This is a genomic window from Chelatococcus sp. YT9, assembly GCF_018398315.1.
Classification (GTDB): Bacteria; Pseudomonadota; Alphaproteobacteria; order Rhizobiales; family Beijerinckiaceae; genus Chelatococcus.
Genome location: NZ_JAHBRW010000006.1, coordinates 1 through 13942 on the forward strand (window position 1 = coordinate 1; position 13942 = coordinate 13942).

General features: G+C 58.3%; 10 protein-coding genes and 4 pseudogenes. 3 read left to right on the plus strand and 11 right to left on the minus strand.

From position 1 onward, the window contains the following. A pseudogene (locus tag KIO76_RS30675) lies at nt 1-329 on the minus strand (tyrosine-type recombinase/integrase); the annotation flags it as partial. Next, nucleotides 326-1564: a site-specific integrase gene (locus tag KIO76_RS30680; protein ID WP_213320976.1), complete on the minus strand. Its 1239-nt coding sequence runs from the start codon at nt 1562-1564 to the stop codon at nt 326-328. The gene KIO76_RS30680 and the pseudogene KIO76_RS30675, both read right to left, overlap by 4 nt. A 181-nt stretch (nt 1565-1745) precedes the next feature. Here KIO76_RS30680 and tnpB point away from each other — a divergent pair. Both tnpB and tnpC read left to right on the plus strand, forming a co-directional pair. After that, nucleotides 1746-1979: pseudogene (gene tnpB / locus KIO76_RS30685) on the plus strand (IS66 family insertion sequence element accessory protein TnpB); the annotation flags it as partial. A 69-nt stretch (nt 1980-2048) separates the two neighbouring features. Then, nucleotides 2049-3092: pseudogene (tnpC, locus tag KIO76_RS30690) on the plus strand (IS66 family transposase); the annotation flags it as partial. A 148-nt stretch (nt 3093-3240) separates the two neighbouring features. Here tnpC and istB read toward each other — a convergent pair. Both istB and istA read right to left on the minus strand, forming a co-directional pair. Further along, nucleotides 3241-3996 carry an IS21-like element helper ATPase IstB gene (istB, locus tag KIO76_RS30695; RefSeq protein WP_213320977.1) on the minus strand — a complete coding sequence of 252 codons (756 nt, stop codon included), beginning with the start codon at nt 3994-3996 and terminating at the stop codon, nt 3241-3243. Nucleotides 3997-4009: 13 nt separating this feature from the next. After that, nucleotides 4010-5545 carry an IS21 family transposase gene (istA, locus tag KIO76_RS30700; RefSeq protein ID WP_213320978.1) on the minus strand — a complete coding sequence of 512 codons (1536 nt, stop codon included), beginning with the start codon at nt 5543-5545 and terminating at the stop codon, nt 4010-4012. Nucleotides 5546-5641: 96 nt separating this feature from the next. Between istA and KIO76_RS30705 the strand changes: the two are divergent. Beyond that, nucleotides 5642-6211, plus strand: a pseudogene (locus KIO76_RS30705) (IS66 family transposase); the annotation flags it as partial. A 295-nt stretch (nt 6212-6506) separates the two neighbouring features. Here the strand turns inward: KIO76_RS30705 and KIO76_RS30710 are convergent. The 7 genes from KIO76_RS30710 to KIO76_RS30740 all read right to left on the minus strand — a co-directional run. Then, nucleotides 6507-7616: an IS110 family RNA-guided transposase gene (locus KIO76_RS30710; RefSeq protein ID WP_213320979.1), complete on the minus strand. Its 1110-nt coding sequence runs from the start codon at nt 7614-7616 to the stop codon at nt 6507-6509. Between the two features lie 127 nt (nt 7617-7743). After that, complete coding sequence (locus KIO76_RS30715) at nt 7744-8862, minus strand: sulfite exporter TauE/SafE family protein (RefSeq protein WP_213320980.1); 1119 nt, start codon at nt 8860-8862, stop codon at nt 7744-7746. A 367-nt stretch (nt 8863-9229) separates the two neighbouring features. After that, a complete protein-coding gene (locus KIO76_RS30720; RefSeq protein WP_213320981.1) occupies nt 9230-10627 on the minus strand; it encodes an amidase in 1398 nt (465 codons plus the stop codon). 45 nt (nt 10628-10672) lie between these two features. Next, a complete protein-coding gene (locus KIO76_RS30725; protein WP_213320982.1) occupies nt 10673-11524 on the minus strand; it encodes an MBL fold metallo-hydrolase in 852 nt (283 codons plus the stop codon). A 44-nt stretch (nt 11525-11568) separates the two neighbouring features. Further along, nucleotides 11569-12669, minus strand: a complete 1101-nt coding sequence (locus tag KIO76_RS30730) for an ABC transporter substrate-binding protein (RefSeq protein WP_213320983.1) — start codon at nt 12667-12669, stop codon at nt 11569-11571. An 85-nt stretch (nt 12670-12754) separates the two neighbouring features. Next, nucleotides 12755-13588, minus strand: coding sequence for an ABC transporter permease (locus tag KIO76_RS30735; RefSeq protein WP_213320984.1), 834 nt, complete (start codon nt 13586-13588; stop codon nt 12755-12757). Beyond that, nucleotides 13566-13942, minus strand: a 377-nt coding sequence (locus KIO76_RS30740; protein ID WP_213327479.1) for an ABC transporter ATP-binding protein, incomplete at its 5' end; no start/stop codon positions are given. The genes KIO76_RS30740 and KIO76_RS30735, both read right to left, overlap by 23 nt.

Below are 13942 nucleotides of genomic sequence, written 5' to 3' on the forward strand. Positions count from 1 at the left end.
CTGAGAATACGCGGCGGCGGAACGGCCCTGGACCTCGGGAAGGCTCTGCGCTCCAAGGCCTCGGTTCGGGTGTCATAGACTGCGAGATACTCGTAGAATCGGCGAAGCACTCCGTGACGAGTGGCGCGGCTGTTGGCGGCTCCTCCAAACGACAGCGCGAAGTCCAGCGCCATCGTTCGAGTGGCGGGCCCATCGAGCTGAGCGCGCTCAACGTAGCGGACGAAAGCCCGCAACGTCCCGGCTTGCTTGCTGAAGGCGTAGCCGAGGGAGTGGCGCAGTTCGATGTAACGCTCGGCCTTCTCGCCGAGGAATCGGGCAAAGGCGGTCATGCGACGCCTCCCGGAAAGGGGAGTGCGACCTCGGCGAGCTGCGAGACCGCAACCTTCACGTACAACGCTGTCGTGTTGATGCTGCGGTGGCCGAGAAGATCGGCGACCTCGTTAATCGGCCTTCGCTGCCCCACGAGCTGGGTGGCCAAGCTGTGGCGCAGGAGATGCGCACCTGCGACCCGCCCGAGTTTGATTCCGCCATGTTGCAACCGCTTCCGTACGATCCTCGAAACAGGCGACGCGCACTTGAAAGGTCCCACCGGCGGCGTGAAGGACAGGAACAGATACGGACTGTCCACCTTCGGTCGAGCGCGTAGGATGTAGTCGGCGAGTGCCGCGCCGGTCTCCTCGAGGAGCGGCACCACCCGATCACGCTTGCCCTTGGTACGCCGGACAAAGATCTCGCCGGTTCGCCAGTCGATATCCTGAAGTTGAAGGGCGCGCAGCTCGCCGTTGGGAATGCCCGTTGTGGCGAGTAGCAGCAAGACAGCTCGATCGCGGATGTCGACGGGTGTCGTTGCGCCGATTGCGTCGATGGCGTGCCGAACGGCATCCCATGCAAGGCGCGGCGGCAAATGCGCCAAACGCCAGTGGGGCGTTCCTGGGACGACGCGGGCAAGTTCCTGGTCGTGGTGGCCAGCCCAATGCAAAAACCGAAGAAATGTTCGGATGCGAGAAGTCGCTGCCGTACGGGTGCCGGAGGTCGCCGATAGCGACAGCTGATGCTCGACAGCAGCAAGGACGTGCTCAGCCGTCAGCGCAGCGAGGTCTTGGCCGGAATGATGATGGCGGAACCAATCCAGAAAGCGGCGGCCACCCAGGAGAACGCCTTCGCGGGACTTCGGCTCAAGCCCTCGCACCCTGCGCAAATAGTCCGAAAAGGAGGCCAGAAGCGGAGCATCCGGATCATCTTCTACACTGGGAACGGAAGCAATGAATCGCTCCGGAGCAACTCGCCGTGCGTGTCCCAGCGCCGACACTGCGCCAATGCGTGGAGAATCCGTAATAAACCTGCATAAATAGCTATCAACGACATCTTGATGGATCGGCATCGGACCACAGCGCGGCGCGGCAAATTGGCTAAAACGCGCAATCCGGCTCAGATAAATCTTGGCGGATGCTTGCTTGTAACCAAGCGTGAAAAAATGCTCCGCTAGACGATCCATCTCGTCACCGAGCGCACCGCTACGCAGGCGCTTGAGCACCCTACCATACGAAAAATAGAACTCGAGCATGTTGCACCCTCCGGGATACCGGCGCAGGGAAATCCCGCGCCCACCCGAAAGGTACGAAACGTTATGTGGCGGAGGATGCCAGATTTGGCGGTCCCCGGCTGGTGCCCGGACGGCTCCGCCACATAATCTTCCCCGATGCATAAGAACGGTTAGGTGGCGCGCCACCTAACCGTTCAGCGGTGCGGTCTACGTCTTCCGTGCCAAACGGACGGACCGGATAAAGCTGATCTTTTGGGACGGCACCGGCGTCTGCCTTTACGCCAAGCGCCTGGAGGATGGCGAGTTCCGCTGGCCGAAAGTGCAGGACGGCGTGATGCGGTTGACGGCAGCGCAGCTATCGGCGCTGCTTGAAGGGCTCGACTGGCGGCGGGTCCATGAAGCGCGGCGGACACGCGTTCCCGTCCAGGCCGGCTGATCCGCGACGAAGTGAATCAGACGGGATTCCGTTGTCGCCCGGCAGGGGCAAATATGGTCTGGTCCTGTCATGGCGATGACGGCGGACCAGCTTCCCGACGATCCGGATGCGCTGAAGGCGATGGTCCTGGCGCGGGATGTTGAGAACGCCCGTCTCTACCAGATCATCAAGGAATTGCAGCGCCACCGTTTTGGCCGTCGTGCCGAAACGCTGCCGGAAGACCAGCTTCTGCTGGGTCTGGAAGAAGCCGAGCAGATCGAGGCCGCCGGCGAGGAAGCGAAGGAACAGGTCGCCTCCGCGGAGCGCAATGCAAAGGCTGCGAAGCGCCGGGCGAACCGTGGCGCGCTGCCGCCCCATCTTCCGCGCATCGAAATGGTCGTCGACATCGATAACCACGCCTGCCCGTGTTGCCGCAACGGGCTTCACCGGATTGGCGAAGATGTGAGCGAGCGGCTCGATATCGTGCCGGCGCAGCTGCGCGTGATCGTGGTGCGCCGGCCCAAATACGCCTGCCGCGCCTGCGAGGACGTCGTTGTCCAAGCGCCGGCGCCGACGCGCCTCGTGGAGGGCGGGCTGCCAACCGAAGCGACGGTCGCCCAGGTTCTGGTCTCCAAATACGCCGATCATCTGCCGCTCTATCGCCAGGCGCAGATCTACGCCCGGCAGGGCATCCATCTTGACCGCTCCACGCTCGCCGACTGGGTCGGCCGTGCCGCCTGGCATCTGCGTCCGGTGCATGAGCGGCTGCTTGAGAAGCTGAAGACCTCACCGAAGCTCTTCGCCGACGAGACCACGGCGCCGGTGCTCGATCCCGGCCGCGGCAAAACCAAGACCGGGCAGCTCTGGGCCTATGCTCGCGACGACCGGCCATGGGACGGAGCCGATCCACCGGGCGTCGCCTATGTCTATGCGTCGGACCGCAAGGCGGAGCGGCCGATCGCCCATCTCGCCGGCTTCAGCGGAATCCTGCAGGTCGATGGCTATGGCGGTTATCGCACGTTGGCTGAAAAGAGCGGCGCAACGCTTGCCTTCTGTTGGGCACATGTCCGCCGGCGCTTCTATGAGTTGGCCGCATCCGGCCCGGCGCCGATCGCGAGCGAGGCGCTCCGGCGTGCGCATTCCGACGAAGCCGGCCAGTGATTCCGATCAATTACCGGCCACCCATTCCAATTTCATTCCGGCCGGGATTCCGATTTGAAGCCGGCCACCTTTGTGGATCACCTGGGTCGTTGTTGAGGTTTGGTTCGAGTTTCGTTTCTGGTCAAGTCTGAGCTGGTTCCGGGTTTTCTGGCGCGCGCCGTTTTCGCATGCTGTCGCCGGTCAGTTCGATGCGGTAGGCGTTATGCACGAGGCGGTCGAGGATGGCGTCGGCGATGGTGGGATTTCCGATGATCTCATACCAATGGTCGACGGGCACCTGGCTGGTGACGATGGTCGAGCGCCGCTCATAGCGGTCCTCGATGATCTCGAGGAGATCGCGGCGCTGTTCGTCGTTGAGCTTTTCAGGCCCCCAATCGTCGAGGATGAGCAGGTCGGTGCGGGCCAGCGCCTTCAGCATCCTGGCATAGCGACCGTCTCCCCTTGCGAGAGCGAGCGAGGCGAAGAGCCGTGGCGCGCGGTGATAGACGACGGAGAAGTCCTCGCGACAGGCCTTGTGGCCGAGAGCGCAGGCGAGCCAACTCTTGCCGACACCGGCCGGGCCTGTGATCAGGAGCCCGTGACGCTGGCGGATCCAATCGCAGCCTGCGAGCTTGAGGAAGAGGGAACGGTCGAGCCCGCGTTCGGCACGGAAGTCGGCGTCTTCGACCTGCGCATCATGGCGTAGCCTGGCGGCGCGGGCACGCGCCTCGAAGCGCTTCTGACGGCGCAGCGTCGCTTCGTTATCAAGCAGGATGGCGAGCCATTCGCCATGATCGAGGGCGCGCGCTTCCGGCTGCGCGTCGAGATCCTGGAAGCCTTTGGCCATGCCGTGCAGTCCGAGGTCGCGCAGCATGTCGAGGGTGGGATGGGTCAGCATGATCTTTATCTCCTCAATGGAAGTAACCAGGACCACGCAGATTGGCGTGGTCGATGATGGCGCCGGGATTGCCGGCGGGCCGGGCGGCTTTGTGGTTGGTGATGAGGGCGGCGATGCTCTTGCAGGTCAGTCCGCCGATCTCGACGGCGCGTGCCGAGACCGCCTCGGCGCGATCACGATGAAGATCGCGATAGAGACGCAAAACACCCAGGCAGGTGCGGAACCCCTGCTCGGGATGGGGCCGGCTGGCCAGAATGGCGATGATCAGCCCCTCGGTCTGTGGTCCGATCGACGCGGCCCAGCGCCGGAAGCGTGCCGGCGTCCACTCCGCATATCGACGGTGGGAACTGGGCATGTGCTCAGGGTTGGTGCCGTAACGGCGTCCGCCATAGCGGCGCTGATGAACGGCGACGCGCTTGCCGCGATGGAAGATCTCGATCGTCCTGCTGGTCGCGCGGATGTCGACCTGCTGGCGAATGAGGCTGTGCGGCACGGAATAGAAGAAGGTCTTGAACTCGACATGGTAGTCGGTGGCGACGCGGGCCAGGCGCCATTCGGCGAACTCGTAATCCTGCACCGGCAGGCTCGCCAGCGCCGGCCGTTCCACCGTCTCGAACAAATGGCGACGGCTGACGCCAAGGCGGCGCATGACATGGTCATTGATGCGGTCGAGCGCCCCGGCGATTGCGGTATTGGCCTCGGCTAACGAGAAGAATGTCTGCCGCCGCAGCCGGCCGAGGATGCAGGTCTGGGCAAAACGCACGCCGTTCTCGACCTTGGCCTTGTCCTTCGGGCGACGCGGCCGCGCCGGCAGCACGCCGACGCCATAGTGCGAGGCCATCATGCCGTAGCTGCGGTTGATCTCCGGATCATAGAAGGAGGCATGATTGACACCGGACTTCAGGTTGTCGGGCACGATCAGGCGCGGGACGCCGACGAAGAAGCTGAACATGCGTACATGCGCGCCGATCCAATCCGGCAATGTCTGCGTCCAGGTCGCTTCCGCATAGGTGTAGCCGGATGCGCCCAGGACGCCGACGAAAATCTCCGCCTCACGGATCTCGCCGGTCAGCGGATCGATGATGGCGATCTTCTTGCCGGAATAGTCCACGAACACCTTGTCGCCGACGACATGCTCTTGGCGCATCGTCGGCGACAGGCGCTTCTCGAAGCCGCGAAACAGGTCGCAGAAACGGCTGTAGCCATAGCCGCCGGCATGGACGGCGCGGTACTCCTCCCAAAGCAGCATCAGCGTGACGCCGGGCTTCTTCAACTCCAGAGCAAGATCTGCCCAGTTCGGTTCCGGCAGCCGGCGCGCACCCTGCTTCACCCCGGCGCGGGCGAACAGCCGGTTCTCCAGCGCGTCGTCGGTCAGTTCGCCTGGTAGCGGCCAACTCAGCCCTGAAGCTTCTGCCCGCTTCAGATTATCCTGCACGGTGCTGCGCGCGATGCCCAGCCTCTGTGCGATCTCGCGGGCGCTGGTTCCGTCGCCGGCAAGCCGCAGCATCTGTCGTAGTTGTCTCATGGTCAGCCTTCTCTTTGCCGGCATTACGCGTCCCTTGTTCAAAAGGACCGTCATGCCAAAGTTGCTGACCCAGGTGCTCCTGCTCAGGCCTTCAAAGTGGCCGGATATTGATCGGAATGGTGGCCGGCTTCACGTCGGAACGGGGGCCGGCTTCAGGTTGGAATGCCCGGCCGGATTACGTCGGAATCCGCACTCCGGCGCATCGCTGAACTCTATCGGATCGAGGACGATATCCGCGGCCAGCCGGCGGACGCACGCCGTGTGTTGCGCCAGGAAAAGAGCCTGCCGATCATTGCCGAACTCGAGCCTTGGCTGCGCGAGAAGCTCGTGTTGATCAGCCAGAAAACCAAGCTCGCCGAGGCGATCCGCTATGCACTCTCGCGGTGGCAAGGCCTCACCCGGTTCCTGGATGATGGCCGCATCGAGATCGACAGCAACGTGGTCGAGCGCTCCATCCGGCCGATCGCCCTCAACCGCAAGAACGCGCTCTTCGCAGGCTCTGACGGCGGCGCGGAGCATTGGGCCGTCGTCGCGTCGCTGATCGAAACCTGCAAACTCAACGCTGTCGAGCCGCTCGGCTATCTCGCCGACGTGCTCACCAGGGTCGTCAACGGCCACCCCAACAGCCAGATCGACGACCTCCTGCCCTGGGCCTACATCATCGAGCCCGAGATCAAGGCCGTGGCCTGAGAACACCGCTCTGATGTCCGCTGTCAAGGTTTGGAACGCGAGGGCGCAACCGATTGTGGGATCGGCTGCTCATTCTGATGATCGCGCATGGGTGGAGGCGGAACTGAAGGACGTCGGTGATCAAGCTCTGATGCGCGGGTTGGTTACCGCATTCCCGATTATGCGTCCGGGGCTGTTCCTATCTTACTGCGGGCGTCGGCCAGATTGCCGGCCACAAAGCGTCTGACGGGCATTCCCCTGCCGTGGTCCCGCCTCCGCCCATGCGCGAAGGATGTATGTCGCTGCGGCGGCTGGATCAGGCTGCTTGCGCCTCCCTTGCAACGGCCCACATGAAGCCGGCCAACTCACGGGCGATCGCTGTGCAGACCACCGTTGTCTTCTTGCCCCGGCCGCTCAACATCCGATATCGGGTCGTCAGTCGGGTCTGCGCCTTCCAGGCGATCTCTCGCACCCTTGGAGATGCTTGCTCCAGACGGTATAGCTTCTTCGCCCCGACCCTCGGCGCATGCCTATAGGTCCAGGCGCTCTCGACCAGCATATGGCGAACGCGGCCGTTTCCCGCCTTGGTGATGCCGCCCCGTCTGACTGTCTCGCCGGTCGATCGTTCTCCAGGAACGAGGCCGAGATATCCCATGAGCTGGCGCGGACTGTCGAACCGGGTCACGTCGCCAACCTCGGTGGCGAATGTCACGGCGACGATCAGGTCTACGCCGCGCAAAGTCTGCAGCGCTCGCACGATCGGCGCCAACGACCAGGCCGAAACGAACTCCTCGATCACACGCTCAAGTCGCTCGACCCGCTCTTTCGAGATTCGGACCGCTTCGACCAGTTCCTGGAGCGCAATCTGATGTGCGGGATGATCGAACGGTTGCTCTTGTAGCCAGCGCAGATAGCGCATCGTCCAGCCCTTTTTGCGAGGATAGATGCGTCCGTGCTTGAGCATGAAGGCGCTCACATGCTGCCGATGGACCCGAAGCGTCTCGACCGCGGCCGCCCGGGCACGGACGAGATCTCGCATGGCTTCGTGGCCTTCATCAGGAACCCATACCGCCGTCAGTTCGCCGGCGCGCAGCAGCCGGGCCAGAGAAAGAGCGTCCCGGCGGTTTGTCTTCACCCTGTCGCCTGGCTTTCTCGGAATCAGCGACGGGGCCACCACGATGCATTCGTGACCCAGCGAACGGATCAGCCGATAGAGGCCATAGCCGGTCGGGCCAGCCTCGTAGCAGAAATGAACTCGATCGAACCTGCCGGCGATCCGCTGGATAACACGGCGCATGCTCGCATCCGAGGCGTCGACCTCGCCGAAGAAGCGAACTTCTCCCTCCCGGCCGGAACCCGCAATCGCGATGGCGTTCCTCAGTTTTGCGACATCGATTCCGACAAATGCTTCCCTATAATCTGCCACGGCTCGTCCTCCTGTGATGAGGATCGGCTCGGCCGCCCGAGCAACCCTCGGACGCGCAGTGTAGGGCGAGCCACCTCACCAGCAGAGCCGGACATACGGTCTTACATTGATGACCGCCACTCGGCAGTTAAAGCGAGAAGGGCAATTTTATCACAAAACTCAGGATGTAGATGATTCCGACAACACTTGTCAGGCTGCCGAGCAGCCCGTTCAGCACGTGTTCTGGCACATAAAGCTGAGTTTTCGATGCGCACCATGAGCCGAACAGACCGCCGGCCGCGGTGAAAAAGCCCCACGACCACTCAGGACTGATAGCTTCGATGCCAATGGCAGGCAGAACAAGTACGAACGTCAGGATTCCGACAAAGGACAGAACAATGGAGTACGGAATTGTGGCAGCCACCATGACGTAAAGCGGAAGACGATAAGCAATTGCAAAGATCGGAACCAGCAGAAATCCACCGCCTACGCCCAATGCTGAGGAAAAGACACCGACGCCGGCTCCGATAGCAAACAGTTGCAGGTTTGGTAGTGTACGATGATGCCGGCCGAACTTGATTGAAATGGAGCGCCAGTTTTTTTCTGTCGTCGTGATTTCGAACCGCATCGTTGATGGACTACTGTCTTCGGCGAAATCACGCCCCATGGAACGGCCAAATCGCGAATAGTCGCGTGCTGCCTTCCAGCATAGTTGGAGGCCGAATGCCGCCAGGGCGATCCCGAGCGTTAGCCGAAACGGGTCAGCATGCATGAGTACGGTAGCACGGAAAAGCGGCCCGACAATTGCTCCGGCTACTCCACCGAGGCAGACAGCCAACGCTAGGTCAAGATTCCATTGGCCACTGCGCCGGTAGCCAAGAAGCGCACCGGCCGGGTTGACGAATGTGAGAACAAGCATGGTCGGACTGACGTGTGGATTGCTGAACTGAAGAACGGATGTGCTGTAGGGCAGCGCGAAGATGCCTGCCGCCTGCCCGACCAACGCCATTGTGTACCCCGTCCAGATTCCCATCCAGACCAGGTGCCAGATGGCGATAGATACGCCTGCTATCGCATATGGGCGATCGCCGTTAGGGATGAAGCCATACTGAAGCCACGCCGCGCCAAAGCCTAAGGCTGTAACCACTACGATCATCGGCAATTGCTCAATGAAAAATTCGCCAATAAGGGCACGGAATTTCAATGCGCGGCCCGCCGGCGCCAGTACGGCTGTCTCGGGGCGGCCTCGACGCCTTGCTTTAGCCATGACGGGTTACCAGAGCGGTGAGAAGTGATATCGTTACGATGGCAAAATCAGGCCGCGGGCAGTGAAGCTCAGCATACTCACTGTCAGCATACGTAACTCGCAATGTGGAACCGGAACAGTAGCTTCGCGGCCGCGGTCTGCCGCCGGCCCAAGGGACTGGCACAAACCTACTCCTGCCAGCTCTGAATTCACGATCACTCCGACAGGCATGAATATTTGAGCTCGCTTTTTGTGCTACGCTGCTAATGCTAGCTGGTATACAATAATTTAACATTTGAGCTTTCAGCCGCCGCCTGCGGCAAAGTCGCCGCTAGGTAAGCGAATTGTTGTTCGAAAGTGAGAAGCAATCATCACGCCTTCGATTGCACTAAGCCATTGGCAAAGCCGTTCTCTGGATCACATTTTCCAAAGCGGCGCCTATTCGAAATAAATCGACTTCGCAATATGGCTTTGCAACTGCCTGCAAGCCGACGGGAAGACCTGCCGACGTGAAACCTGCGGGGATCGATGCAGCGGGCTGCCCCGTGAGGTTGAAAGGATATGTGTAGGCCACCCATCCCGTGAGATTGTTGTCGCCGTACTCCGGCGGCACGTTCAGTCCTACGTCAAACGGCGGGACTGGCAACGTCGGGGTAAGCAGTACATCAATTGTCTTGAACAATTGGCGGATCTTATCGAAAAAGATGAATCGATCAAATACGTTTGCGTAGTAGGTTTTTAGATCTTGCTCTAGCCCGCGGATCAACACTTTGGCCACCGCAGAATCCAATTTGTCAACAGAGGTTCTGAGAGCATCTGCGAGGCGCGTGCCGACGCCAGCAAAAAACTCCGCTTCCCAAATTCCTATTGGATCATTGCCTAGCGGAGCATCCAGTAATACTAACTCGCATCCCATCCCCTCTAATCGTCGTACAGCATTTTCAACAATAGATAAGACGTCACTTGTGGGGTTTGCGTAACCAAGGGTAGGACTCCAGCCAAGCCGCAATTTAGAAACTGGGACGTCGCAAGCCGCGACAAAGTTCGGAACTTCGGCGGCCACGGAAAAAGGATCTCGATCGTCGTATCCACTAATCGCGGACAATAACAGCGCTGCATCTCGTACGCTGCGAGCTAATAGGCCAATATGGGCCAAGCTTGGCGTTGCGGTTGGTGGGTAAATCGGTACTCGGCCAAACTGCGGCTTGATCCCAAAGAGATTTGTGAATGAGCTAGGAACACGTATCGATCCACCACCATCTGTACCGATCGCGAATGGAGTAACGCCGCTCGCAACACTAGCTGCTGCTCCGCAACTCGATCCTCCTGGGGTTTTGTTCAAGTTCCAAGGATTCCGAGTGATCCCCGTTAGTGGCGAATCACCCACTGCTTTGCACCCGAATTCACTGGTTGTCGTTTTACCAATAAGACAAGCCCCCGCAGCTCGCAGTCGCTCGACAACGGGGGCATCGACGGTGGCAATGTTGTCCATCATCAGTTGGGAACCGAACATCTCCTTAACACCAGCGACTGGCAACAAATCTTTGACGGAAATGGGCAACCCGTGGAGTAGGCCCACTCTTTCTCCCGACATAACCGCTTGTTCTGCAAGCCGCGCTGAGCATCTAGCTCTCTCTGCGGTTACCGTCGCAAAGCAATTCAGTCGCGGCTCGACCAATTGCAGACGCTGAAGCGACGCCTCGACAACCTCCACCGGCGAGAGTTGCTTGATCTTAATTGCTTTGCTGACTTCAATCGCCGACGAAAATGCAAGATCAATCGTCATCGTAGCGAGCGGCCCACAAGACTCAGACCCTCCGTCAGCGAACGTTCAGAGCTCAACTTCAAACCCATCAAAGGTGAGTTTTACGTTGGCTTGCGCTAATTCCCTGGCTAGGCGAGCAAATTCTTCTTCCCACGTTGCCAGGATATGATGCACGAATACTTGTTCGAGCTTGTGTTCTTGAGCAAATCTGATGAGCTCCGAAGGCGAAAAGTGTGCGCCTTCGACGAAGATGGTATCGGCGCCATCTACAAGGTGATCGATCTCTTCGAAGCTGGCGAGATCGCTCGAATATAGGCATTTGCGACCCAGAGTCTCAATCATAATCGTATAACTTGAAAGCACTGCGTCGGTATTCTGAAGCTCAGGGTAGAATTCACGAATATGAGCGTTCGGATATGCTACAAGTTTAAAGTTTTCATCGCTGTGAAATTCACCCTCCCCATAAGGAAGTACACTTACACTGTACTTTGCGAAAACCTCTGGCCTCATATAAAGGGCCGAGAGATATTGCGTCATCGTTTCTTCCACCCCCGCGGGAACATAAATGTTCAGCCACGGATTTACATTGTTCAATTCATTCCGGTGTGGATGTCGGAGGTTATCTTTGATAAACCCATCGTTACGGTCTAAAAACACCCTCGGAGGTTTATTGTCGAATAAAACATGCTTTAGGTGAGCCAATTGCCCAACCCCCGTAACATGATCGGCGTGCATATGGGTGATGACGACCGTATCTACCGATACAATGTCTACACCGTGGTGGTAGAGTAGTTCGCTCGCGGGCTGAGCGCAATCGATTAGGAGAGTTCTCGCCCCTTCCAGGATTGCCAATGACGTGTTGAATCGACCCTTCGCTGGTAATGCCGCGCCTGAACCCAACATCAGAGCTTTCGCCATAATCAGAGACCTTTCTCTTGTCCAACAATAATGTGTCAACGTTGTTATTTTATGTAGAGATTTTCTACCGGCTTGATGTCGGAGAGGGACGGATGCTTTCCCTCACGAATCTCTCTCTGTGCCCTCAAGATAAAGCTGTCATCCACCATCGCAGCAACATCAACTTTTTCTGTGATAAGATTGCGCGTATACAAGTAGTCCATGACCCGTTGCATTTCCTTGATTTCACCTGGAAGTAGCTCGAAGGTCATGTCGTTGATATTTTTGTGAGGAGCTCGCAAATATCGATCCCCTTCAGGGCCAGCCTTGACGTATTCTACTGGGAATCCTGACGTCTCGGCAAACCATTCGTTCGCTTGTTCGATGTTATTGGAGGTCCACCAAACAGCCATGATCCATGCTTTTAGAAATCGAACTGCACCTTCTTCGCCATACTTCGCAAGCCAAGGCCCCGAGAGGCCTTGAATCCCGAGCCCGTCGCCTTGCTTGGCTGCCCACAGTACTCTCGCTGCACCAGTGTCAACCAATTTTTTGAACATTGGGTGCCAAGTTGTAACGGCGTCGACTTGCCCACTAGCTAGAGCTAGCGGCTGATCAGAAAGATCTTGATTGATCAGCTTAAGGTCTTTGAAAGGGTCTTTGATCCCCGCGTCAATGAGCTTGAGCATCGAGCTCATAAACGTTCCCGTCACGAATGGCCCGGAAAGCCTTGCGCCGCGCAAACTAGCTAGATCCTTTCCTGGAAAATCGGGGCGCACTAGTATCCCAAAGACCCAGTCCGTAGTACGATGCAGAATCTTCGTTCCCGGTACGCGCGCCGCCATGCGAATAACGGGAGAATCCGCCCCGAACGCATTATCGATTAGACCACCCAATAGTGCCTCTCCAAGCGGCGGCGCATAGCTAAATCCGCGGCATTTTGCATCAAACCCGTTAAGCTCAAAGATGTTCGTCCGGCAAAGAACATCATAGATCTCACCTCCCGGTGTCCACGTCGTTATGCTTCCGACAGTAATAGGAGTCTTCTGCTGCGCTCGCGCTCCACTGAACGAAGTCGACACGAGAACACCGACACTTAGAGCCAAGGTGATGCCAGTGACGGTGAGGCGCGACCTATTACAAGGAGCCTCAAAAGGCTTATTCATACGTTTCTTAAGTGCCCGCCGTATTATAGTCATCGTCTCCTCCCTGTATTTTTCTTTACTTCACGACTTGGCGATTTGCGTAAGTCTATTTTGCATGCCATGGGGTAAGCCGCTGCTCGAGATAGAGCATGGACTGGTTCATTGCGAACCCAACCAATCCAATAATGACCATGCCTCCTATGATTCGGTCGGTCTCCATTAGATTTCGAGCGAGTTGGATCATGTAACCGAGGCCAGACGTTGCTGCGATCATCTCGGCCGCGATCACGCACATCCATCCAAATCCGAGACCTATTCGCATTCCTGTCAGAATGTGCGGAAGCGCCGACGGAAGAAGAACGGCGCGAAAAAAGAGCCACCGTTTCGCGCCAAAACACTCAGCTGCCTGAACGTGGACGCGATCTACCGAGCAAAATCCTGCATATGCATTCGTAAAAATTGGAAAGACCGAGCCGAGAAAGATAATGAACCACGCAGGTTTATTGCCGAGGCCGAACCACAAGATAGCCATCGGAATCCAGGCAATCACGGAAATCGGCCGGATGACTTCAACAATCGGCATAACATAGTAAGATAGCCCTTCAAGTCTCGCTAACAGCGCCGCAAGCGTGATGCCAACTACTGTCGCTATCACGAATCCAATCAATACGCGCAAAATGCTTGCGCTAATGTCGCCCCACAGCGATCCAAATTCTGCTAGCTGCTTGATTCCAGCAAGCACTTTGGTTGGCGGAGGGAAAAATTGAGGGTTTATCAAATTCATGCGTGCTGCAAATTCCCAAAGCACCAACAGAAACAGCAGGAGCGCAAACCGACGAATGCTTAAAAAGCCGGCGCCGACACGTCGGATGATACGGTCGCTAACCGAGGGGTTAGACGAGAGACTCGCGGAGTGCCTATTGTCCAAGAATGCTGCCAATTTCTTTCCTCAACGAATGGGTTAGGTGTTCTTTGTAGGCAAGGAACTTTTGGCTAGTAGATCTCATTTCCGGATCGCGTGGGCGCGGAAGCTCTATGTCCACTACTTCCTTAATAGTTCCTGGCCTCGCGGTCATGACGAAAACACGGTCCGCTAAGAAAATCGCTTCATCGATACTGTGAGTGATGAGCACGACCGTTTTTCTCCTTTGCTCCCAAATCCGCAGTATTTCTTCTTGCATTTGGTCTCTGGTTAGTGAGTCAAGCGCACCGAATGGCTCGTCCATCAGCACGACGTCCGGATCGGCAGCCAGCGCACGTGCAATTCCTACACGCTGCTTCATTCCGCCTGAGA